At 73.3% G+C, this 22,131-nt stretch carries 22 protein-coding genes; 12 read left to right on the top strand and 10 right to left on the bottom strand.

What is annotated here, in order from left to right; all coding sequences use genetic code 11:
- Nucleotides 1–52 precede the first annotated feature (52 nt).
- Both HCJ92_RS11145 and HCJ92_RS11140 read right to left on the bottom strand, forming a co-directional pair.
- Nucleotides 53–1,000: an SURF1 family cytochrome oxidase biogenesis protein gene (locus tag HCJ92_RS11145; RefSeq protein ID WP_167933347.1), complete on the bottom strand. Its 948-nt coding sequence runs from the start codon at nt 998–1,000 to the stop codon at nt 53–55.
- Between the two features lie 25 nt (nt 1,001–1,025).
- Nucleotides 1,026–2,060 (bottom strand): DEDDh family exonuclease, encoded by a 1,035-nt coding sequence (locus HCJ92_RS11140; protein ID WP_167933346.1) that lies wholly within the window; start codon nt 2,058–2,060, stop codon nt 1,026–1,028.
- Between the two features lie 388 nt (nt 2,061–2,448).
- Here HCJ92_RS11140 and moaA point away from each other — a divergent pair, with 388 nt between their 5' ends.
- Nucleotides 2,449–3,492: a GTP 3',8-cyclase MoaA gene (gene moaA, locus HCJ92_RS11135; protein WP_167933345.1), complete on the top strand. Its 1,044-nt coding sequence runs from the start codon at nt 2,449–2,451 to the stop codon at nt 3,490–3,492.
- A 57-nt stretch (nt 3,493–3,549) separates the two neighbouring features.
- Here moaA and HCJ92_RS11130 read toward each other — a convergent pair whose 3' ends face one another.
- The 5 genes from HCJ92_RS11130 to HCJ92_RS11110 form a co-directional block, all read right to left on the bottom strand.
- The gene (locus HCJ92_RS11130; RefSeq protein ID WP_167933344.1) at nt 3,550–3,807 is read right to left on the bottom strand and encodes a hypothetical protein; all 258 of its coding nucleotides are present in this window, start codon (nt 3,805–3,807) and stop codon (nt 3,550–3,552) included.
- Nucleotides 3,808–4,039: 232 nt separating this feature from the next.
- Nucleotides 4,040–4,453, bottom strand: coding sequence for a DUF3099 domain-containing protein (locus HCJ92_RS11125; protein WP_167933343.1), 414 nt, complete (start codon nt 4,451–4,453; stop codon nt 4,040–4,042).
- Between the two features lie 134 nt (nt 4,454–4,587).
- Nucleotides 4,588–6,006, bottom strand: coding sequence for a tyrosine--tRNA ligase (gene tyrS / locus HCJ92_RS11120; protein ID WP_167933342.1), 1,419 nt, complete (start codon nt 6,004–6,006; stop codon nt 4,588–4,590).
- 85 nt (nt 6,007–6,091) lie between these two features.
- Nucleotides 6,092–7,501, bottom strand: coding sequence for a metallopeptidase TldD-related protein (locus HCJ92_RS11115; RefSeq protein ID WP_167933341.1), 1,410 nt, complete (start codon nt 7,499–7,501; stop codon nt 6,092–6,094).
- An 88-nt stretch (nt 7,502–7,589) separates the two neighbouring features.
- Entirely contained in the window at nt 7,590–9,113 is a 1,524-nt protein-coding gene (locus tag HCJ92_RS11110; protein WP_167933340.1) for a metallopeptidase TldD-related protein, read from the bottom strand.
- A 255-nt stretch (nt 9,114–9,368) separates the two neighbouring features.
- Here HCJ92_RS11110 and fabG point away from each other — a divergent pair, with 255 nt between their 5' ends.
- Entirely contained in the window at nt 9,369–10,088 is a 720-nt protein-coding gene (fabG, locus tag HCJ92_RS11105; protein ID WP_167933339.1) for a 3-oxoacyl-[acyl-carrier-protein] reductase, read from the top strand.
- A 4-nt stretch (nt 10,089–10,092) separates the two neighbouring features.
- Nucleotides 10,093–10,872, top strand: coding sequence for an enoyl-ACP reductase FabI (fabI, locus tag HCJ92_RS11100; protein ID WP_167933338.1), 780 nt, complete (start codon nt 10,093–10,095; stop codon nt 10,870–10,872).
- Between the two features lie 125 nt (nt 10,873–10,997).
- Here the strand turns inward: fabI and HCJ92_RS11095 are convergent, their stop codons facing one another.
- Entirely contained in the window at nt 10,998–11,675 is a 678-nt protein-coding gene (locus HCJ92_RS11095) for a FadR/GntR family transcriptional regulator (RefSeq protein WP_167933337.1), read from the bottom strand.
- Nucleotides 11,676–11,729: 54 nt separating this feature from the next.
- Between HCJ92_RS11095 and HCJ92_RS11090 the strand changes: the two genes are divergently transcribed.
- The 4 genes from HCJ92_RS11090 to HCJ92_RS11080 all read left to right on the top strand — a co-directional run bounded on the left by HCJ92_RS11090 (nt 11,730) and on the right by HCJ92_RS11080 (nt 14,209).
- The gene (locus tag HCJ92_RS11090) at nt 11,730–13,001 is read left to right on the top strand and encodes a CynX/NimT family MFS transporter (RefSeq protein WP_209310981.1); all 1,272 of its coding nucleotides are present in this window, start codon (nt 11,730–11,732) and stop codon (nt 12,999–13,001) included.
- Between the two features lie 64 nt (nt 13,002–13,065).
- Nucleotides 13,066–13,182: an SGM_5486 family transporter-associated protein gene (locus HCJ92_RS25360; protein WP_275942281.1), complete on the top strand. Its 117-nt coding sequence runs from the start codon at nt 13,066–13,068 to the stop codon at nt 13,180–13,182.
- Between the two features lie 201 nt (nt 13,183–13,383).
- The gene (locus HCJ92_RS11085) at nt 13,384–13,605 is read left to right on the top strand and encodes a hypothetical protein (RefSeq protein ID WP_209310980.1); all 222 of its coding nucleotides are present in this window, start codon (nt 13,384–13,386) and stop codon (nt 13,603–13,605) included.
- Between the two features lie 85 nt (nt 13,606–13,690).
- The gene (locus HCJ92_RS11080; protein WP_167933336.1) at nt 13,691–14,209 is read left to right on the top strand and encodes a SixA phosphatase family protein; all 519 of its coding nucleotides are present in this window, start codon (nt 13,691–13,693) and stop codon (nt 14,207–14,209) included.
- A gap of 88 nt (nt 14,210–14,297) precedes the next feature.
- Here HCJ92_RS11080 and serB read toward each other — a convergent pair whose 3' ends face one another.
- Nucleotides 14,298–15,569, bottom strand: coding sequence for a phosphoserine phosphatase SerB (serB, locus tag HCJ92_RS11075; protein ID WP_167933335.1), 1,272 nt, complete (start codon nt 15,567–15,569; stop codon nt 14,298–14,300).
- A gap of 284 nt (nt 15,570–15,853) precedes the next feature.
- Here serB and HCJ92_RS11070 point away from each other — a divergent pair, with 284 nt between their 5' ends.
- On the top strand, nt 15,854–18,283 hold the full coding sequence (locus HCJ92_RS11070) for an FHA domain-containing protein (protein WP_167933334.1): 2,430 nt from the start codon (nt 15,854–15,856) through the stop codon (nt 18,281–18,283).
- Nucleotides 18,284–18,453: 170 nt separating this feature from the next.
- Here HCJ92_RS11070 and HCJ92_RS11065 read toward each other — a convergent pair whose 3' ends face one another.
- Nucleotides 18,454–18,891, bottom strand: a complete 438-nt coding sequence (locus tag HCJ92_RS11065; RefSeq protein WP_167933333.1) for a lytic transglycosylase domain-containing protein — start codon at nt 18,889–18,891, stop codon at nt 18,454–18,456.
- Between the two features lie 382 nt (nt 18,892–19,273).
- Here HCJ92_RS11065 and HCJ92_RS11060 point away from each other — a divergent pair, with 382 nt between their 5' ends.
- From HCJ92_RS11060 to HCJ92_RS11045, 4 genes are all read left to right on the top strand, one after another.
- Complete coding sequence (locus HCJ92_RS11060) at nt 19,274–20,482, top strand: GAF domain-containing sensor histidine kinase (RefSeq protein WP_167933332.1); 1,209 nt, start codon at nt 19,274–19,276, stop codon at nt 20,480–20,482.
- The gene (locus tag HCJ92_RS11055; protein ID WP_167933331.1) at nt 20,475–21,113 is read left to right on the top strand and encodes a response regulator; all 639 of its coding nucleotides are present in this window, start codon (nt 20,475–20,477) and stop codon (nt 21,111–21,113) included. Before HCJ92_RS11060 ends, HCJ92_RS11055 begins: the two co-directional genes overlap by 8 nt.
- 170 nt (nt 21,114–21,283) lie before the next feature.
- Nucleotides 21,284–21,553: a chaplin gene (locus HCJ92_RS11050; protein WP_312871162.1), complete on the top strand. Its 270-nt coding sequence runs from the start codon at nt 21,284–21,286 to the stop codon at nt 21,551–21,553.
- Between the two features lie 240 nt (nt 21,554–21,793).
- Nucleotides 21,794–22,033 carry a chaplin gene (locus HCJ92_RS11045; RefSeq protein WP_167933330.1) on the top strand — a complete coding sequence of 80 codons (240 nt, stop codon included), beginning with the start codon at nt 21,794–21,796 and terminating at the stop codon, nt 22,031–22,033.
- The last annotated feature ends 98 nt before the right edge of the window (nt 22,034–22,131 follow it).

The following is a 22,131-nucleotide window of genomic DNA, read 5'->3' as shown; positions in this document are numbered from 1 at the left end:
CCCGCGGCCGACCCGGCGGGGCGAGGAGAAGGACCGGCGGTGCCGCGCCGGGTCAGCGTCCTGCCGGAACCCCGGGGGTGCCCACTGTCGCTGTCGAGGCGGCGGCGCCGTCCCGGGCCCCGTCCTCCGTCGCCTCGTCGTCGGTCGCCGCGTCGGGACGCTCGCCGTCGTCGCCGGCGGTCGGCCCCTCCGGACCACCGGCGCCGCCCGGGCCCGTGGGTCCTGCGGCCTCCCCACCGCCGGCGGCGATGTCGGCAAGCTCACGCCGGAGCAGGATCCACCAGCCGACCGGGACCATCGCCGCGAAGAGCCACCACTGGAGGGCATACGCGAAGTGGGCGCCGATCCCGCTGTGGCCCGGGGCGTCGAGCCGCTCGGGCTCCTCGGCGCCCTCCGGGAGCTCGGGGGCAAGCTCCGTCAGCACCATGGAGCCGCTGAGGAACGGCATCCCCGCGGCCTCCGCGCGCTGCTCGCTGTTGACGAGCATGACCATGCCCTCCGGCAACCCCTGCGTGTCCCGGATGCCGGTCGTGGCCGTCGTCTCGTCCACCATCAGCCGACCGGTCACGGTGACCTCGCCCTCGGGCGCCGGCGGGACCTCCGGCATCCGCGTGGGGTCGTTGCCGGCGGGGACGAAGCCCCGGTTGACGAGGACCGCCGGGCCCTCGTCGGGCACCAGCGGCGTCAGGACGTAGTACCCGAGCACGCCCTTCTGGTTGCCCGTGCGGGAGCGCGCCACGACCTCCTGCGAGGCGTCGAAGCGGCCGGTGGCCGTGACACTCCGGAAGCGGTCGTCGGGGTCGGGGGCCTCACCGGGACCGGACAGCTCGGACATCGGCACCGGGGCCGCGGCCAGGCTGCCGCCGATGAGCTCGTTTCGGGCGACGCGCTGATCGTGGCGGTCGTACTGCCAGTTCCCGGCCCAGATGAAGGCCGGGATCAGCAGCAGCGCCACCAGGGTCAGCATCACCCATTGCCGGGACAGCAGCAGACGGAACACAGCTACCGAAGGTACCGGAGGCGGCTCACCGTCCCGGCGCCGGGTCACCGGCTGCCCCGCCCGCCGGTACGACATCCCGCAGCAGCTGCGTGAAGGCCGCCTCGTCCACGACCGGTGTGCCGTGGCGGCGGGCGCGCGCCAGTTTGCTGGTCATCGCGTCGGGGTCGTTGGTCACCAGGAGGCTGGTGAGGCCGGAGACGCTGGTCGAGACGTGCAGCCCCGCCTCGCAGGTCTGGTCCTCCAGGAGCTCGCGGTCGACGGAGGTGTCCCCGGAGAACGCCACGCGCATGCCCTGCTCCAGTCGCCCGCCCGGCTCGTAGCGGCCGGGGTTGGGGAACGGGCTGGGGGGCAGCCGCCGGGCCTGCCGCCACACCCCCGCACCGGCTCGGGAGGCGCCACCCGGCCGGACTCCGCCCGTCCGGGCGCCGTCGCTCATCTCCGTCAGCGGCCTGCACATCAGCAGCGGGAGCCGCATGCCCTGCCTCGCCGCACGCCGCAGACTCGGGGCGAACGCCTCCGCCAGCACCCGCGCGTCGTCCAGCGCGTGGTGGGCGCGCTCCTGACGCACGCCGAAGTAGGCGATGAGGGACGACAGCTTGTGGTTCGGGAGGGGCAGCCCCAGCTCCTTGGCGAGTGCGATGGTGCACAGCCGCTGCCGGACCGGCGGCTCGCCCCCGGCGCGTGCGTACTCCCGCGCGATCATCGTCCAGTCGAACACCGCGTTGTGGGCGACCAGGACCCTGCCCTCCAACCGGCGACCGAGCTCCTCGGCCACCTCGGAGAAGAGCGGGGCGTCCGCGAGGGTCTCGGTGGTCAGGCCGTGGATCCAGGTCGGCCCCGGATCGCGCTGCGGATTGACCAGCGTGTACCAGTGGTCCTCCACCTCCGCGCGGGAGTTGAGGCGGTAGACGGCGGCGGAGACGATGCGGTCCTCGCGGGAGAGACCGGTGGTCTCGACGTCGACCACCGCATAACCCTCCGGATAGCCCTGTGGCCAGGGCGCGTTGGCAGGCTCCTGTGCGGGGACGTAGGCCGTGGGCGAGCGGTGGTCTTCGGGCATGGTCCCAGAGAATACGGGCCGGTACCGACAGTTCGGTCATCCGCCCACACCCCTTCACCGTCCCGACGCCCGCGCGAACTGACGGGACCCCAGCCCCCGCACCACCGTCACCCCGACGTGGACGCCCCTCCCGCGCCCGCCCGGCACGTCCGACCCGGCCCCGCGGCCGACGTGCCGTCGCGCCGGTCGCGCCGGTCGCGCCGTACGACGGCGCGGGCGTTGTGCGTCCGCCCGCACCGCCCGCACCGCCCGCCGACGCGCGGCACGCGACGCGTGATGTCGGAGCACTCACGTACGCTGCCACGTAGCGGGTGGGACAAGAGGGACACCGCTCCCTCCCACCCCGCCCAGGGCACCGCCGGCCGCGACGAGAGACGAAGGAGGAGTCGTGCTGCTCGACACCTACGGCCGGACGGCGACCGACCTCCGGGTCTCCCTCACCGACCGCTGCAATCTCCGCTGCACCTACTGCATGCCGGAGGAGGGGCTGGACTGGCTCAAGAAGTCCACCCTGCTCACCGACGACGAGATCGTCCGCCTCGTCCGTATCGCCGTCACCCACCTCGGCGTGCGGGAGGTGCGCTTCACCGGTGGTGAGCCGCTGCTGCGCCCCGGCCTGGTCTCGATCGTCGAACGGTGCGCGGCCCTCGAACCCCGGCCGGAACTCTCCCTCACCACCAACGGCATCGGCCTGGAGAAGGTCGCCCCCGCGCTGCGCGACGCCGGTCTGGACCGCGTCAACGTCAGCCTCGACACCGTGGACCCCGAGACCTTCCACCGCCTCACCCGGCGCCGCCGCCACGACGACGTCCTGCGCGGGCTCGCCGCCGCTCGCGCAGCCGGACTCACGCCGGTCAAGGTCAACAGCGTGCTGATGCGCGGCATCAACGACGACCAGGCACCCGACCTGCTGGCCTGGGCGATGGAGCACGACTACGAACTGCGGTTCATCGAGCAGATGCCGCTGGACGCGCAGCACGGCTGGACCCGGCGCGACATGGTCACCGCCGAGGAGATCCTGACCTCGCTCCACACCCGGTGGACCCTCACTCCCGAGGGCGACGGGGAGCGGGGTTCGGCCCCGGCGGAGCGCTGGCTGGTGGACGGCGGCCCGCACCGCGTCGGAGTGATCGGGTCGGTCACCCGCCCGTTCTGCGGTGCCTGCGACCGCACCCGCCTCACCGCGGACGGACAAGTCCGCAACTGCCTGTTCGCCCGGGAGGAGACCGACCTCCGGGCCGCGCTGCGAGCGGAGCCGGGCGCGTCGGGGGAGTCGGACGGGTCGGACGACAGCGCGGCGGCATCGGCCGCCGGCGACCTGCGGGTGGCCGAGCTGTGGCGCACGGCGATGTGGGGCAAGAAGGCCGGCTCCGGCATCGACGACCCCACCTTCCTGCAACCGCCACGGCCGATGTCCGCGATCGGCGGCTGACCGAGCCGGACCGCTCGGGCCGGGTCGGAGTCACGCGTCGGCTGAGCCGCGCGCGGCTCAGCCGGGGGGAGGGGCCTGTCCTCGGGGGCCACCGCCCTCGGCCCCGCCGTCCCACTCAGTGAGCGCCACGACCTCCTTGAGGAAGTTGCGCACACCCAGGAAGGCCGACAGCGACTCGCGGTGCTCGTCGCACGCCAGCCAGGTCTTGCGGCGGTCGGGTGTGTGGAGCTTGGGATTGTTCCAGGCCAGCACCCACTGGGCGGGCGCGCGGCAGCCCTTGGCCGAACAGATAACCGGGTCGTTCACGCGACCCATCCAACACGCCCGGCGTTGCGGGGGCAAAACCGTGCCGGTACCGACGGTCGTGCCGGGCGGCAGGGACGGGCGGGCCCGAGCGGCGGGCGCGGACGCACAGCGACGCCGGGCAGCCACGGGGGGAGCCGCCCGGCGTCGGTCTGTCGCCCCGACGGGGGATGCGGAGCGCTCCTGCAGTATGACATGTGACCCAGTTGACAGCGCAGCCGATCGCGGAGATTGCTCCGCGAATTCACCGGGCGTCGGTTGCGGTGTTCCGGGGACTCCCGCCGGCCCCGCCGGCCGTCTCCCCGCCCGGTGCTGCGCCCGTTCCGGCCGGGCCGAGGCCGACGTCACCGGCGCGGGGCAGCTCCGGTCGCTGCGGTCCCGTGAACGTGGCTCGGGGGAGGGGCACGGCGTTCTCCCGCCCGCCGTTGGCGACGATCACGGCCACGTAGGGGAGCAGGGTGCCCAGTGCGAGCGTGACGAAGGCGAGCGGACGGCTCACGTCCCACAGCGCCACCGTCGCCAGGACCGACGCGGTGCGCACCAGCATCGCGATGGTGTAGCGGCGCTGCCGCGCCCTGACGTCCTCGGTCAGACTCGTCCGCGCACCACTGATGCGGTACACCTCGGGCTCACTGCCGCTGCGTCGCCACCGTGCCATGGTCCACCATCCGATTCGTCCGGGAACACGTCTCCCGCCCGGATTCACACGGTACTCCCGGCCGCACCCCGCACGGCGGTGGGGGCGCCGCGCCCGGGTGCCGTCCCGTCGGAGGAGACGGCACCCGGCCGTGCTCACCGGCCGGCGGTGTCCCCGCGCAGCCGGGCGAGCTTGCGCCCCGCCTTGAGGTAGACGCCGTCGGGCGCGGCGTCGCCGAGGTGCTCGGTGACCAGCTCCGCCAAGGGGCGCAGCGCGTCCGCCTCGCCCAGCACGACGGCGCGCTGACCCGCGTCGGCGTCCTCCACGACCAGCCGCAGCGCGTTCTGCTTGGCCAGCCGCCGGGCGGCGGAGGCGCTGGGTGTGAACTGCAGCACCTTCGTCAGCACGGTGGCCACGCCCTCGGCGCCGTGCTCGGCGAGGTCGACCTCGGGAAGGGCGTCGACCTCGGTGAAGCTCTTCCGGGAGAACTGCGCCGCGAACCCGGCGCGGGCCGCCATCGCGGCTTCGAGGCCGTGCAGCGCGATGACCATCTCACCGGCCAGCACCCGCTTGAGGTCCATGGGGTGCACCGACCGGTCGGCCACCCGGGCCAGCACGGCGGCGATCTCCGGGTCGGTCCACTCCGTCCATGCCCGGAGGTACGGTTCCATCAGGCGGTCCGGGACGGACATGATCTTCCCGAAGACGTCCTCGGGTGGCGCGGTGAGCGACACCGCGTTACCCAGCGACTTCGACATCTTGGCGCCGGAACCGTCGGTGCCCTCGATCAGCGGGTTGGTCGCGACCAGCTGGGGCTTCTGCCCGTAGATCTCCATGACGCGGCGGCCCATCTGCATGTTCAGCAGCTGGTCCACGCCGCCCAGCTCGATGTCTGCGTCGATCTCCGCGGAGTCGATGGCCATCGCCACCGGGTAGATCAGCTCCGACATGGTCAGACCGTGACCGGCCTCCAACCGGTTGCGGAAGTCCTCCCGCTGGAGCAGCGCGGAGGCGGGGACCTGCGCCAGCACCCCGATGAGCCGGGGGAGGGTCACGCCACCGAGCCACTCGCTGTTGTGGCGCACCGTGACCTGGTCGAAGTTGAAGAACGGCCGCACCTGCTCGCGGTAGCCCGCTAGGTTGCGGGCGATGTCCTCGTCGGTCAGCGGCGGACGCTCCGCCGAGCGGCCGGAGGGGTCGCCGATCTTGGCGGTGATGTCCCCGATGATCAGCGTCACCCGGTGGCCCATCCGCTGGAACCGGCTGAGCTGGATCATCGGCACGGTGTGACCGAGGTGGACCTCGGTGGCCGTGGGGTCGATGCCCAGCTTCACGTGCAGACCACCGGAGTCGCGGGAGGCTGCGATGCGCTCTGCGAGGTTCTCCACCGACGGCAGGACGTCGACCGCGCGCGCCGCCACGAGCGCCGCCTGTTCGGCCGGGTCGAGGTCGGTCAGGTCGAGATAGCGGCGCGCCGAGGTCTCCCGGAGCAGCTCCTCGACGACGGAGTCGGAGGAGAGGTCCTGCGCGAGCAGAGTGCCGGCGCGAGCTACGGATTCACCGAGGCGTGTCACGTTCGGTCCTGACGGTCGAGTGGGTGGGTGGGTCGGCCGCGATTCTACGCGGCCGACCCGTGCCCACCCCTCGGGTCGACCCGGGTCAGACCCCCGGGCTGACGGAACTCATGTGGAATCCGGGGACCCGCAGCGCCGGCATCGACGACCGGCCGAACCAGTCACCCCACTCCCGCGACAGGCACCGCTCGGTGCGGCCCGCCGCCGTGGCGCGCCCCAGGACGTCCAGCGGCGACTCGTTGAACCGGAAGTTGTTCACCGCCCCGGTGATCTCGCCGTTCTCCACCAGGTACACGCCGTCCCGGGTCAACCCGGTCATCAGCAGGTTCCGCGGGTCCACCTCCCGGATGTACCAGAGGCAGGTCAGCAGCAGCCCCCGCTCCGTCCCGGCCACCAGCTCCTCGGTGGTCGCCGTGCCACCGGCGTCCAGGATCAGGTTGTCCGGGCGCCGCGCGGACGGCAGGCCGGTGAGCTCCGCGGCGTACCGGCTGCCGGGCAGCGCCCGCAGGGTCCCGTCGGTGATCCACTCGGCGCGCTCCAGCAGCGACCCGTTGTCGAACACCGAGTGGCCGGAGCCGACCGCGCCACCGGTGGAGTGGGCGACCACGAACGGCTCCACCTCCAGGCCGGGTTCGGCGGGGTCGCTGTACAGCCGGACGGGCAGCCGGGTGAGCCGCTCCCCGATGCGGGTGCCGCCCCCGGGAGCGCTGAAGACGGTGCGGCCCTCGGCCGCGTCCCGGACGTCCGCCATCCAGTGGAGGTAGATCAGCAGGTCTGCCACCGCCACCGGCGGCAGCACCGTCTCGTACCTGCCGGCGGGCAGCTCGACGGAGCGCTCGGCCCACGCCAGCCGCCGGGCCAGGTCGGCGTCCATCGCCAGGACGTCCACGTCGCGGAAGTCGTCGGTGGCCCGGTTCGCCCAGGCCGAGCGGAGGCGGTCGGGCGACTTCGCGTTCAGCTCGGCCGTCCCCTCCGGCCGGTCGTACCGCAGCCTCGCGCCCGCGGAGGTCCCCAGGTAGGTCGAGGCCACGGTGTGCGAGGCGAAGCCGAACAGCTCGCGGTCGCCCGCGCGCGCCGCGCGGAACGCCTCGCCCAGCCCTTCGGCGAACCCGTCCAGCACCGACGGCGAGGTGGCGTCCGGCGGGGCCTCGAAGTCACCGCCGCTCGCGCCCGGTCCGACCAGCGGCCGTGCGTCCTCCACCGGGCCGGCCGCGCGCGCCGCCCGTTCGGCTGCGGTCACCAGCTCCGCCAGCTCCCCGGGGGCCACCCCCGAGCGGGAGACCACCCCGGCGGCGGTGCCGGTGGCGCCGTCCACCGTCGCGATCACCGTGACCTGCCGGCCGCGGGTGGTCCCGTTGGTGGTCAGCGCGTTCCCGGCCCACCGCAGGTTGACGGAGGAGTTCTCCTCCACGATCACCGCGGTCTCGTGCGCGCCGGAGAGTTCCAGCGCGCGCTCGACCATCTCGTGCGGCCGAACCGTTGCCCTGCCCGTCATCCCCATCACCGTTCCGTCCTGCTCGTTCGCTGCCTGCCGCCGTCGTGCCCCGTGCTCCGAGGCGCCGTGCGCCCCCAGTCGCGACGCGTCACGAGGCGTCCGCCTCGTTCGCGGTGTTGAGGACGCGGACACCGCGGAACAGCGCCGAGGGGCAGCCGTGGGAGACGGCCGCGATCTGGCCCGGCTGCGCCTTGCCGCACATGAAGGAGCCGCCCAGCACGTAGGTCTGCGGCCCGCCGACCGCCTCCATCGACCGCCAGAAGTCGGTGGTGGTCGCCTGGTAGGCGACGTCGCGCACCTGCCCCGCGAGCCGCCCGTTCTCGATGCGGAAGAACCGCTGGGCGGTGAACTGGAAGTTGTAGCGCTGCATGTCGATCGACCACGAGTTGTTGCCGACCACGTAGATGCCGCGTTCCACCCGCGAGACCAGCTCCTCCGTGTCCGGCCCGTCCGGCGCGGGCCGCAGCGACACGTTGGCCATCCGCTGGACCGGCACGTGCGACGGGGAGTCGGCGAAGGCGCAGCCGGTGGAACGGCCCAGCCCCTGGTCGGCAGCCGTCGCCCGGTCGGTCTGGTAGCCGACCAGGACACCGTCGCGGATCAGGTCCCACTCGCCGGTCGCGACCCCCTCGTCGTCGAAGCCGGTGGTCGCCAGGCCGTGTTCCACCGTCCGGTCGCCGGTGACGTGCATCGCGGGGGAGCCGTAGACGAGGGAACCGAGCTGGTCGACGGTGGCGAAGCTGGTCCCCGCCAGCGCCGACTCGTAGCCCAGCGCCCGGTCGAGCTCGGTGGCGTGGCCGATCGACTCGTGGATGGTCAGCCAGAGGTTGCTGGGGTCGATCACCAGGTCGTACGCACCCGGCTCCACGGTGGGGGCGGCCAGCTTCTCGGCCAGCAGCTCCGGGACGGCGGCCAGTTCGCCGTCCCAGTCCCAGGTGTCCCCGGTCAGGTACTCGAACCCCCGCCCGGTGGGCGGGGCGAGTGTCCGCATCCGGTCGAAGGCTCCGGTGCGCCCGTCGATCGCGGTGGCGTTCAGCTCGGGCAGCAGGCGCACCCGCTGCTGGGTGGTGACCGTGCCGGCGGTGTCGGCGTAGAACTTGTTCTCCTGGACCGTCCACAGCCGGGCGTCCACATGGCTGACCCCCGGCGCGGCGAGCAGCCGTGACGACCAGTCGCCGAGCAGCTCCGCCTGCTCCGCCACCGGGACGTCGAACGGGTTCACCTCGTAGGAGGAGATCCAGGTGCGTTCGCCGTGGGAGGGCTCCTCGGCCAGCTCGACCGGGTCGCCGCCCGCGCCGCCCCGCACGGTCGCCGCGAGCTTCGCCATGGCCACGGCGCTGCCCGCGACCCGCGCCGCCGCGTCCATGGTCGGTTCGATCCCGGCGGCGAACCCCCAGGAGCCGCCGTGCAGCACGCGCACCGCGTACCCGGTGTCGGTGGTGTCGTCACTGCCCGACAGCCGCGCGTCGCGGAGGCTCAGCCGCGCGCTGCGGACACGTTCGAACCGGAAGTCGGCGTGGTCGGCCCCGAGCGCCCGGGCCCGGGCGAGGGCCGCGTCGGCGAGCGCCCGCAGGGGGAGCGCGAGGAACGACGCGTCGATGGTGGGTGGCACGGCAGCTCCAGGGTCTCGGCCGACGGGAGGAACGCGCGGCCTGTCGCCGGTGCCGCGCACCGGGGACGATCATGCCGCCCCACCGGCCGCATGGCCAGGGCCCGGTGCGTTCCGACGTCGGGTGCCGCGCGGTCGCACGCTGTAGGAACCCGACAGGGTGCGCCGGGTGCGGCTGTGGCGGACGGCGTCTCCGGGGTCCGCGGTCGGCGGCTAGCGTGGAGCTTCGCACTACGACTCGGAGAAAGAGGTGGTCCCTTGAGCCGCTCGGTACTGGTCACCGGAGGGAACCGCGGGATCGGCCTTGCCATCGCCCGGTCGCTCGCCGAAGCCGGCGACAAGGTCGCCTACACCTACCGTTCCGGGGAGCCGCCGGCCGAACTGGCCGACCTCGGCTGCCTGGCGGTGCGCTGCGACATCACCGACCCGGAGCAGGTGGAGCAGGCGTACAAGGAGATCGAGGAGAAGCAGGGCGCGGTCCAGGTCCTGGTCGCCAACGCCGGGGTCACCCGTGACCAGCTGCTGCTGCGGATGTCCGAGGAGGACTTCGCCACGGTCGTCGACACCAACCTGACCGGCACCTTCCGCGTCGTGAAGCGCGCCTCGCGCGGCATGCTGCGCGCCCGCAGCGGCCGGATCGTGCTGATCTCCTCCGTCGTGGGGTTGCTGGGCGCCGCGGGGCAGGCCAACTACGCGGCCTCCAAGGCCGGCCTGGTCGGCTTCGCCCGGTCCGTCTCCCGCGAGCTGGGCTCGCGGTCGATCACCTGCAACGTGATCGCACCCGGCTTCGTGGACACCGACATGACGCGCGCGCTCAGCGACGAGCAGCGCGGCGCCATCGTCAAGCAGATCCCGCTCGCGCGCTACGCCGCGCCGGCGGAGATCGCCGCCACCGTCCGCTTCCTGGCGTCCGACGACGCCGCATACATCACTGGTGCCGTCATCCCCGTTGACGGCGGATTGGGCATGGGTCACTGAAACCATGAGTGGACTTCTCGCCGGCAAGCGCATCCTCGTCACCGGGGTGCTGACCGACGCTTCGATCGCCTTCCACGTCGCGCGCCTGGCGCAGGAAGAGGGCGCGGAGGTCGTGCTGACCGGCTTCGGCCGCCTCTCCCTGGTGCAGCGCATCGCCAAGCGGCTCCCCAAGGAGGCGCCGGTGATCGAGCTGGACGTGCAGAACCAGGAGCACCTGGACGGGCTCGCCGACGCCGTGCGCGCGCACTTCGGGGACGACGCCTCCCTCGACGGGGTGGTGCACTCCATCGGCTTCGCGCCGCAGGACGCGCTGGGCGGCAACTTCCTCAACACCGGCTGGGAGTCGGTCGCCACCGCGGTCGAGGTCTCCGCGTACTCGCTGAAGTCGCTGACCATGGCGGTGCTGCCGCTGCTGGAGAAGCGCGGCGGCTCGGTCGTCGGCATGGACTTCGACGCGCAGGTGGCGTGGCCCAAGTACGACTGGATGGGCGTGGCGAAGGCGGCGCTGGAGTCGACCTCCCGCTACCTGGCCCGCGACCTCGGCTCCCGCGACATCCGCGTCAACCTGGTCTCGGCCGGCCCGATCAAGTCGATGGCCGCCAAGTCCATCCCCGGGTTCGAGGAGCTGGCCGACGTCTGGAACACCCGCGCGCCGATCGGTTGGGACCTCGCGGACCCCGAGCCCGCCGCGCGCGGTGTGGTGGCGCTGATGTCCGACTGGTTCCCCAAGACCACGGGCGAGATCGTCCACGTCGACGGCGGCGTGCACATGATGGGCGCCTGACACCGGGCGCTGCGCGGTCCCGGTGCGCCGGGACCGCTCGAACGAGGTACCGGCCGGGGCCGGGACGTCACTCCTGTGGCGCCCCGGCCCCGGCCGTGTGAGCAGGGCCCGGCGGCCCCGGACCGTCAGTCGGCCGCGACCCCGCGGCAGGTCATGGCGTAGGAGCCGGCCTCGGCCGCGGCGGCCTCCGCGTCCCCGTCGCGGATCGCCGCCACCAGCCGGGCGTGGTCCAGGTGGTCCTCCGGGCGCAGTTCGTCGCCGACGTCGTGACGCAGGAACGCCCGCAGCACGGCGCCGAGGTCGGCGTAGAGCGCAGTGAGCACCTCGTTGTGGGACGCCTTGACCACCGCCATGTGGAAGGTGGCGTCCGCCTCGACGAAGGCGTCCACGTCCCCGCCCGACCAGGCGTTCTCTCGGCGCGTCAGCAGCCCCTGCAGATGGGTGACCTCGGCGGGGGTGCGCCGCTGCGCGGCGTGCCGGGCGGCCGACGCCTCCAGGGTCGAGCGGAGTTCGGCCACGTGCCCGGGGTCGGCGTCGGCGAACCGGCGGTGCATGACGCCGGCCAGTTCACTGGTGGCCAGGACGTAGGTGCCCGAGCCCTGCCGGATGTCGAGCAGTCCGTTGTGGGCCAGCGCGCGGATCGCCTCCCGGACGGTGTTGCGCGCCACTCCCAGCTGCTCCACGAGTTCCGGCTCGGTGGGGATGCGGGAGCCCACCGGCCATTCGCCCGAGGTGATCTGCCGGCGCAGTTCGACGATCACCTGGTCCGCGAGGGCGGAGCGGCGAGGTGAGGACAGAGGCATGGTTCTCCTGGGAGCCGTTTGGCCGGACACATCCAATGATTCTATGATGCCACCATGGCAGACAGGTATGACGGCGACACCGTGCGAACAGCATCCCGTGAGACGAAGCCGCCCGGTGACACGATGACCGCCATGTCACCGCGGATGGCGCTGCTGGTCGCCACCGGTCTCGTGCTGGCCGCCTTCAACCTCCGCCCGGCCATCTCCGGCCTCGGACCGCTGCTGGAGGAGGTCCGCGACGCCCTCGCCATGAGCCCGACCATCGCCGGCCTGCTGACCTCGGCGCCGGCGCTGTGCTTCGCGGTCTTCGGCGCACTCACCCCGCGGCTGTCACGCCGCTGGGGGCCGGTCGCCGTCCTGCTGGCCGGCATGGCCGCCATCACACTCGGCGTGGCGCTGCGCCCGCTCGCCGGCGGCACCGGCGTCTTCCTGCTGACCAGCGCCCTGGCCCTCGCCGGCATCGCCGTCAGCAACGTGCTGATGCCGGTCATCGTCAAGCGGTTCTTCCCCGACCGCGTCGGCACCATGACCGGGCTCTACTCCACCGGGCTGGCCCTGGGCACCTCGGGCGCCGCCGCCCTCACCGTCCCCCTCGCCGACGCCGTCGGCGGCGGGTGGCGCACCGGGCTCGCGATCTGGGCGGTCCCCGGAGCGCTCGCCGTCCTGTGCTGGATCGCCGTCGTCGTCAGCGGTCGCGCGGCGCCCGGCGGCCCGGCCGCCGCCACCGCACCCGCCGACGGCCCGCCCGTCCGCATCACCCGCTCGCCCACCGCCTGGGCGCTCGCCGTCTTCTTCGGCCTCCAGTCCACCGGCGCCTACGTGACCATGGGCTGGATGCCGCAGATCTACCGCGACGCCGGCCTCTCGGCGACCACCGCCGGCACCCTGGTCGCCGTCGCCATGGGGATGGGCGTCCCCCTGGCCTTCGTGCTGCCCAAGCTCGCCACCCGCTTCTCCCACCAGGGCCCGCTCATCACCGTCCTCGGGCTCTGCGGCGTCGTCAGCTACATCGGCCTGATGACCGCCCCCGCCGCCGGGGCGTGGGCATGGGCGCTGCTGCTCGGCATCGCCAACTGCGCCTTCCCCGTCGTCCTCACCCTCATCGGGCTTCGCGCCCGCACCGGCACCGGCGTCTCCCAGCTCTCCGCGTTCGTCCAGAGCACCGGCTACCTGCTCTGCATCCCCGGCCCCCTCCTCGTCGGCTTCCTCTACGGCTCCACCGGCGGCTGGTACGCGCCCCTGATGTTCATGACCGTCCTCGCCGTCGCCCAGGTCGCCGTGGGTGTCGTCGCCGGACGGGACCGCGTCGTCGAGGACGGCGGCTGACCGGCCGGCGGCACCCGGCGGGCCGGACACGGGGGGACCGTCCGCACCGTGCGAGACTGGCGCCATGCCGGTACTCGAACCCGACCCGCCCAAGGGCCAGAACGGCCTGCTGAAGATCCTCGGCGCCATGGCCCTGATCGCGGTCGTCATCTCCGTGATCGCCACCGTTGCCTCTCCCTGACCCGCGCTCCGCGCCGGGGTGGGGCGGACCCCACCACCCCTAGGGGGACAGGTTCAGGGGCGACTGGGTGGATCACCCGATGGTTCGCCGCGCTCCCGTTCCGTAGCGTCGTCGTACAGACCGGGGACGCCCCCGGGACACGGCCCCCGGCATCCGCCGCCGGCTCCCGCCGCGTCACGTCGAAGCGGATGGAGAGCGCCCATGTCGGCCCCCACGCACCCCCTGCGGCAGGCCACACCCCCCGCCCGGTTCTCGGCCCAGACCCGCGTGCCCTGGTGGGCGCTGCTGCTCCCCGCGGTCGCGTTCGCCGTCCTGCTGGCGCTGCCCACCGCCACCGCCGCCGCGGACGGCGCCTCCCCGCACGAGCCCCAGCTGGTCGCCGAACTCCTCGAACGCGTCCACCAGGCACTCGTCCGCGTCTGACCACCGCCCCAGTCCGCGTTCGACCACGGCCCCCGGCCCCGTCGGCGCCCGGGTCCGGGCCGCCGATCCGTGCGACGCTGGCACCATGACCACCGACACCCCGCGGCGGATCGTCCTGCTCCGCCACGCAAAGGCCGACTGGCCCGAGGTCCCCGACCACGAGCGCCCCCTCGCCGACCGGGGCCGCCGTGAGGCCCCCGCCGCCGGCCGTTGGCTCGCCGACCAGGGCATCCTCCCCGACCTCGTCCTGTGCTCCACGGCCGCCCGCACCCGCGAGACCTGGAAGCTCCTCGCCCCCGAGCTGCCGGAGCGTCCGCCCACCCGCTACGAGGACCGCGTCTACGAGGCGAGCCCCGGGGAACTCATCGCACTGGTCAACCAGGTCGAGGACGAGGCACGCGACCTGCTGCTCATCGGCCACAACCCGGCCGTCCACGCCACCGCCGACATCCTCACCGGCGGAGGCGACCCCCAGGCGCGCGCCGGACTCGCCGCCGGGTTCCCGCCAGCGGCGCTCGCCGTCCTCACCCTCGACGGCAGCTGGAGCGGAGCGGAGCCCGGGAGCGCCACGCTGATCCACTACTGGTCCCCGCGCGAGGTCTGACACCCCCGCACCGGCCCCGTGCCAGGCCGGGAACGACTGTGCTCCCGCCGGATCTCCGGCGGGAGCACAGTCGTTCCCGGTGGGAGTGCTACCTCGCGTCGACAGGCCGGCCGTCGGCCTCGGCGTCGGCCGCCTCGACCTCTTCCCGGGAGATCCCCAGCAGATACAGCACCGTGTCCAGGAACGGCACGGTCACCGCGGTGTCAGCAGCGGTCCGCACCAGCGGCTTGGCGTTGAACGCCACACCCAGCCCCGCGGCGTTCAGCATGTCCAGGTCGTTGGCGCCGTCCCCGATCGCCACCGTCTGCGACAGCGGCACCCCCGCCTCCGCGGCGAACCGCCGCAGCAGGGTCGCCTTGCCCGCCCGGTCCACGACCCCGCCCGTCACCCGGCCGGTGAACCGGCCGTCCACCACCTCCAGGGTGTTGGCGGACGCGAAGTCCAGACCCAGCTCGTCGCGCAGCGCGTCGGTCACCTGGGTGAACCCACCGGAGACCACCCCCACCTGGAAACCGAGCCGCTTCAGCGTCCGCACCAGCGTCCGCGCGCCCGGCGTCAACCGCACCTCCGCGCGGACCTTCTCCACCACCGACTCCTCCAGCCCCGCCAGCAGCGCCACCCGGGCGTGCAGGGACTGCTCGAAGTCCAGCTCACCGCGCATCGCCGCCGCGGTGACCTCCGCCACCTGCTGCTCGCACCCGGCATGCGCGGCGAACAACTCGATGACCTCGTCCTGGATCAGGGTGGAGTCCACGTCCATCACCACCAGCCGCCGCGCCCGCCGCTGCAGACCGGCGGCCACGACGGCGATGTCCACCCCGCGGTGCGCCGCCTGCGGAGCCAGCTCGGTGCGCAGCAGACCGCTGTCGACGCCGGAGACGTCGAACTCCACAGCCGTCACCGGGTACTTCGCCAGCCGCCGGATGCGGTCGATGTTCCCGCCGGCCCCGGCGATCCTGGCCGCTATCACCGACGTGGCCTCAGCCGACAACGGGTGGCCCAGCACGGTCACGTGCGAGCGGCCCGCGGCCCGGGGACGGTTGTCGCCGACACCGGAGATGATCTCGGCCTGCAACTGCATGGCCTCCGCCCAGCCGTGGACCGTGGCACGCAGCTCGCCCTCCGACTCCTGGCCGTGGGCGGGCGTGGTGACCAGTGCGCACAGGGTGATGCGCCCCCGGGTGACCACCTGCTCCAGGTCGACCACGTCGGCGGCGAAGGCCGCCAGAGTCTCCAGCAGCCCGGCGGTGAGTCCGGGGCGGTCCTTGCCGAAGATCTTGACCAGCAGGGTGGGCGTGTCGGCGGCGGTCGGGGGCGTCCCCGGAGCCTGTGACGGCGTGGTGTGCGCGGCTGAGATCATGGTGCGTCCCACGGTAGCGGCTGGTCGAGGTGACCGCCCCGCCGTCCGTCCCCCGGACGCCGCATGCCGGCCGGGCCCGGCCGGTGAACAGCAGAGCCGCCCGCCCGCGAGCGGGTGCCCTGTGGCGAGTGTCACGACCCGGACGCCACTTCGCACCAGCTCCGTGACGTCCCCGGGGCCGATTACCCGATCGGGCGCCGCGCCTGGGATAGTCGGCGCACGATGTTCGCCTTCCCAAGGTTCCGCACGCGGGCCGCTCGTGGGACGACTATGTGGGGCGTGGAGTGCCGGAACTCTCACTGGAACTGAACGGACAGAGCTGGACGCTGGACCCGACCCGGTCCTACACGATCGGCCGCGACCCCCAGGGCGACCTGGTGCTCCAGGACACCCGCGTGTCCTGGAGGCACGCGACCGTGCGGTGGGGCGGCCAGGGCTGGGTGGTGGAGGACCACGGCAGCACCAACGGGACGTACGCGCAGGGGCAGCGCGTACGCGAGTTCCCGCTCGGGCCGGGGACCGTCGTCAACCTGGGCAACGTCACCGACGGGCCCCGGCTGACCTTCACCGGCGAGGCCCCGGTGCCGCAGCAGGCCGCGGCCGAGGCCCACCAGCAGGAATTCGCCGCGGCGGGCGTCACCGCGGCCATGCCCGTGCACACCCCCGGCGGGGGAGCCCCCACCGGCGGCGGCGCGCCCGACCTCGGCGGTCGCAGCGCCACCACCTTCCACGAGCTCACCGTGGGCCGGGTCACCCGCATAGGGCGTGCGCTGGAGAACGAACTGGTCGTCTCCGACCTCCAGGTCTCCCGGTACCACGCCGAGTTCCTCGCCACACCCGACGGACGCTTCGAGCTGCGCGACCTGGGGAGCCACAACGGCACCTACGTCAACGGCCAGCCGATGCAGAAGAACGGCAGGCAGGTCCTCAGCCAGAACGACACGGTCGGTATCGGCCACTCCACGTTCCGGCTGATCGGCAACCAGCTCCAGGAGTTCGTCGACACCGGCGAGGTCTCCTTCTCTGCCCGCCACCTGACGGTCAAGGTCAACAACGACAAGCTGACCATCCTCGACGACGTCTCCTTCGGCGTCCCCGAGAAGTCGCTGGTCGGCGTCATCGGCCCCTCCGGCTCCGGCAAGTCCACCCTGCTGCGGGCCCTCACCGGATACCGTCCGGCCACCGAGGGCGAGGTGCTGTACGACCATCGCAACCTCTACACCCACTTCGCCGAGCTGCGGCACCGCATCGGGCTCGTCCCGCAGGACGACATCCTCCACACCGCGCTGCCCATCCGGCAGGCGCTGCGGCTCGCCGCCGAACTCCGCTTCCCCGGCGACGTCGGCGAGGCCGAGCGCAACGCCCGCGTCGAGGAGGTCCTCGCCGAGCTGAAGCTCGACATCCACGCCACCAAGCGGATCAACGCGCTCTCCGGCGGGCAGCGCAAACGCGTCTCCGTCGCGCTGGAGCTCCTGACCAAGCCCTCGCTGATCTTCCTGGACGAGCCGACCTCCGGACTCGACCCCGGCATGGACCGCGACGTCATGCAGCTGCTGCGCGGCATGGCCGACGACGGTCGCACCGTCCTGGTCGTCACCCACTCCGTCGCCGAGCTCGGTCTCTGCGACCGGGTCCTGGTGATGGCGCCCGGCGGCGGCGTCGCCTACTTCGGCCCGCCGGACGAGGCCCTCAACTTCTTCGGCTACGACAACTGGGCCGACGTCTTCTCCGCGTTCGAGAACTACCGCGACTACGACTGGATGAACCGCTGGCGCGGCTCGGAGCACTACCAGCGCTACGCGGCCGACCTCGACGCCGTCCAGCCGCAGACCGCCCACGTGCCCCCGATGCCCGCCCGCCAGCAACAGGCACAGAGCTGGGGCTCCCAGGTCTGGACCCTGATGCGGCGCTACCTCGCCGTCATCGCGGCGGACCGCGGCTTCCTCGGCCTCACCCTGGCGCTCCCGATCATCCTCGGGCTGGTCAGCGTCGTCATCCCCGCCGCCCACGGCCTCGGCTACGGACCGATCGACCGGGCCCAGACCAACGGCCAGGCATCCATCGTGCTGCTGGTCCTGGTCATCGGCATGTGCTTCGCGGGGTCGGCCAACGCCGTCCGGGAACTCATCAAGGAACGGGTGATCTACGAACGCGAACGCGCGGTCGGACTCTCCCGGTCGGCGTACCTGATGTCCAAGGTCGTCGTCCTCGGCATGGTCACCGCCGTCCAGGGCATCATCCTCTGCCTGATCGGCTTCGCCCCCCGGGAGATGCCCGCCGAGGCGGTGCTCTTCGGCTCGCCCGCCGTCGAGATGACCATCGTCATCGTCACCCTCGGCTTCACGTCGATGATGATCGGGCTCGTCATCTCCTCGCTGGTCCGCACCTCCGAGATGACCATGCCGCTGCTGGTGATGATCTCCGTCGTCCAGCTGGTCTTCACCGGTGCCCTCTTCGAGGTCCACGGCAACCTCGGCGTCGAGCAGCTCGCCTGGCTCATGCCTTCCCGCTGGGGTCTCGCCGGCGCCGGCGCCACCGCCGACCTCAACACGCTCACCGGCGCCCGCCAGTCCGGCGACCCCGACCGGCTCTGGGACCACGAGGCCGCCGTCTGGCTTCTCGACGTCAGCATGCTGGTCGTCCTCGGCGTGATCTGCGGCTTCCTCGTCATGAAGTTCCTGCGCCGCCACGAGCCCGAGGTCATGCGCGACTGACGGCGAGCACCACCCCACCGCGGCGGCCCACCAGCGGCCCGCCCGAACACCGCACGGCGACGGCGGCGGCCCCGGATCCCGGGTGCCGCCGCCGTCGCCGTGTCCCCTCCTGCACCCACCCGCCCGACGGCGGGCGGACGGCGTTCCGGGGCCCGAGGGCCGCGCGGCGCTCAGTACCAGTGGTTGGCCTGCCAGAACGACCACGCCGCGCACGGGCTGCCGTAGCGCTCGTCCATGTAGTCCACACCCCACCGGATCTGCGTCTCCGGGTTGGTGCGCCAGTCGGCGCCCTCCGACGCCATCTTGTCGCCCGGCAGCGACTGCACCAGTCCGTAGGCGCCGCTGGCGGCGTTGACCGCGGTGTGGTCCCAGGAGCTCTCGCGCTCCACGATGTTCGAGAAGCACTCGAACTGCGCCTCGTCGTCGATCACCTCGCGAGCGACGTCCTTGCTGTCCGAGGACGTGGCCGCCGGCATCGCGGTCGCGCCGTGCGCCTGCCCTGGCATCCCCAGCACCCCGAGGCCGCCCAGCGCGGTGGCGGCCAGTGAGGCCGCGACCAGCCGACGGGCACGGGAGGTGCGGGGACGCGGAGTGGTGCTGACAGACATCTGGGGGAGTACCTCGGTCTCTGGCGGGGGCCCGCCGGGCAACGACGGGAACGGACGACAACCATCCTTGGCAGACCCGTCCGGGGCGGGCAATCGCCCCTTCTCCGAGACCGGTTAGCAGCGCGGGCCGCCCGTCCCGCGCTCCCGACCCGTTGTTCCGCGCCGTCCCGCCGACCGCTCCCGCCACCGCCCGCTGCGGGCCCGACTCCTACCCGGCGTCGTGGCGGGACCTTCGACCTGTGGCCCACCTCATTCCCGCACCGCCCACCGCACCGCCCACCGCTCCGGCAACGCCCTCCCCACAGCGCACTTCCCGCAGCGTCCGCTCCGTCCGGCGGCGACGCCTCCGGCCCCGCCGCACCCGCCCGGGTACCGTGCACCCATGGGCACCCCCTCGCCGGCGCACCCCACCGGCCTCGCCGCCGTCAGCGCGGCCCTGCTGGCCATGAACCGCACCCTGGAGGTCCGCGACGTCCTCCAGACGATCCTCCGCTCGGCCCGGGACCTCCTCGGCGCACGCTACGGAGCGCTGGGCGTCCCCGACGGCAACGGCGGCTTCGCGCAGTTCCTCGTCGAGGGCGTCACCGACGCCCAGTGGCGCGCCATCGGACCGCTGCCCCGCCAGCACGGCCTCCTCGCCGCCATGCTCCGCGAGGAGACCCCGGTACGCCTCGCCGACGTCCGCGACGACCCCCGCTTCGAGGGCTGGCCCGACGCGCACCCCACCCTGGGCGCGTTCCTCGGCATGCGGATCGTCAGCGGCGACGAGGTGCTCGGCGCGCTCTTCCTCGCCGACAAGAACCCGGCCCCGGGCGCCGACGGGCCCGGCCCCAGCGGCGACTGCGCCCCCGGGCCGCCGCCCGACGCACCCGGCGCCGCCCACTTCACCGCCCAGGACGAGGAACTGCTCCGCCTCCTCGCCGAGCACGCCGCCATCGCCCTCACCAACGCCCAGCTCTTCGAGCGGGGGCGGGAACTCACCATCGCCGAGGAACGCGCCCGCATCGCGCACGAACTCCACGACGCCGTGGCACAGAAACTCTTCTCGCTGCGCCTCACCGCGCAGGCAGCCGCCACCCTCATCGAACGCGACCCCGGACGGGCCCGCGCCGAACTGGACCAGGTCACCCACCTCGCCGCCGACGCGGCCGAGGAACTGCGGGCCGCCGTCGTCGAGCTCCGCCCCGCCGCCCTCGACGAGGACGGCCTCCACGCGACCCTCGCCGCCCAGGTCCACGTGCTCGACCGGGCACACCCCGCCCGCACGACCTTCCGCGGCGACGCGCCGCGGGCGCTGCCCGCCGCGCAGGAGGAGGCCCTGCTGCGCGTCGCGCAGGAGGCGCTCCACAACGCGCTGCGCCACGCTCGCCCCGCCGCGGTCGACGTCACCCTGGTGCGGCGCGGCGCGGCGACCGTGCTGCGGGTCACCGACGACGGCGTCGGCTTCGACCCGGCCGCGGTCCGTGCTGCCGGCCGCCACCTGGGTCTGGTCTCCATGCGGGAGCGGGCCACCGGTGTCGGGGGCCGGCTGACCGTCGAATCCGCCCCCGGCAGGGGCACCGTCATCGAAATGGAGGTCCCCGGTGGTTGAGGACCCGATCCGCGTCCTGATCGTGGACGACCACCAGGTCGTCCGCCGCGGCCTGCGCACCTTCCTGGAGGTCCAGGAGGGCATCGAGGTCGTCGGCGAGGCGGCGGACGGCGCCGAGGGCGTCGCCCGGACCGCCGAACTACGGCCCGACGTCGTCCTCATGGACCTGAAGATGCCCGGAACCGACGGCGTGGAGGCGCTGCGGGCCCTGGACGAGCAGCAGAGCACCGCCCGCGTCCTGGTCGTCACCAGCTTCACCGAGCAGCGGTCGGTCGTCCCCGCGCTGCGGGCGGGTGCCGCCGGCTACGTGCACAAGGACGTCGACCCCCTCGCCCTCGCGCGGGCCATCCGCTCCGTGCACTCCGGCCACTCCGTTCTCCAGCCGGAGGTGGTGCGGGCCCTGCTCGCCTCGGACGGAACCGGGTCGGGCCGGCAGGGCACCCTCACCGACCGCGAACGGGAGGTGCTGTCGCTGATCGCCCGCGGCCGGTCCAACCGCGACATCGCCCGGGCCCTGGTGCTGTCGGAGAAGACGGTCAAGACCCACGTCTCCAACATCCTCATGAAGCTGGACCTGGCCGACCGCACCCAGGCAGCCATCTGGGCGGTGCGGCACGGTATCACCGGCTGACCCGTGCGGCACGCAGGCCGGCCGCGGCGCGCCGGTGCGCGGTGGCACTCGGGGCACATGATTCATCCCCAGGGGTGCTCCTGTGCCGCCGGGCGTATCCACGGTGGCCGTTCGGCGTTGACCAGTGCGTGCTGCGGCAGCTGGCCGCACGTATCGAGAAGGGTCATCTCGTGAAGAACCTGAAGAAGGCCGTCACGGTCACCGCCGTGGCCGGTGGCATCCTCGCCGCCGGTGCCGGTGTCGCCTCCGCGAACGCCGGTGCCGAGGCGCTGGCCGCCAACTCGCCCGGCGTCCTCTCCGGCAACGCCGTGCAGGTCCCCGTTCACGTGCCGATCAACGTCTGCGGCAACACCGTCAACGTGGTGGGCCTGCTGAACCCGACCTTCGGCAACACCTGCATCAACGACAGCAGCACCCACCACTACCACAAGAAGTGGTGAATTCGCTGAGCCGGTCGGTCCCCTCGGGGCTCTGACCAGCGCCGGAGTTCCCCTCGGGGGACACCGGTCCGGCCCCCGCCCCCGCTCGGGGCGGGGGCCCGCGTCGTTTCGGGCGAGTGCCGGAATGACCCGATCGGGGGTATCGCCGCGCCGGCCCGTGTCCAGGCTTCGGCCTCGGCGTTACTCAGCGTGCGGCTCCGCAGTCGGGGCCGCGCGTATTGCCATTCAGGAGGAAGTCACATGCACAGCACCAAGAAGGCCGCCCTCGTCGTTGCCGCCGCAGGGGCCGCGCTCGGTGCCGCCGCCGGTTCCGCCGCCGCGGACTCCGGGGCCGAGGCCCTGGCCGTCAACTCCCCCGGTGTCGGCTCGGGCAACATCGCCCAGGTCCCCGTGGACGTTCCCGTCAACATCACGGGCAACACCATCACTGTGATCGGTGCGCTGAACCCTGCGTTCGGCAACGGCAGCATCAACCACTGACGCCGCGGCCCCGGCCGTGCCGCCCCGCCCGCCGCACCGGCGCGGCGGGGCTCTTGCGCGTTCCCGGCCGCCGCCGCGAGGCCCGTCCGGGCTCACCG

The organism is Streptomyces spiramenti, from assembly GCF_012034385.1.
Classification (GTDB): Bacteria; Actinomycetota; Actinomycetes; order Streptomycetales; family Streptomycetaceae; genus Streptomyces; species Streptomyces spiramenti.
This window is presented reverse-complemented; position numbering and strand designations above follow the sequence as displayed.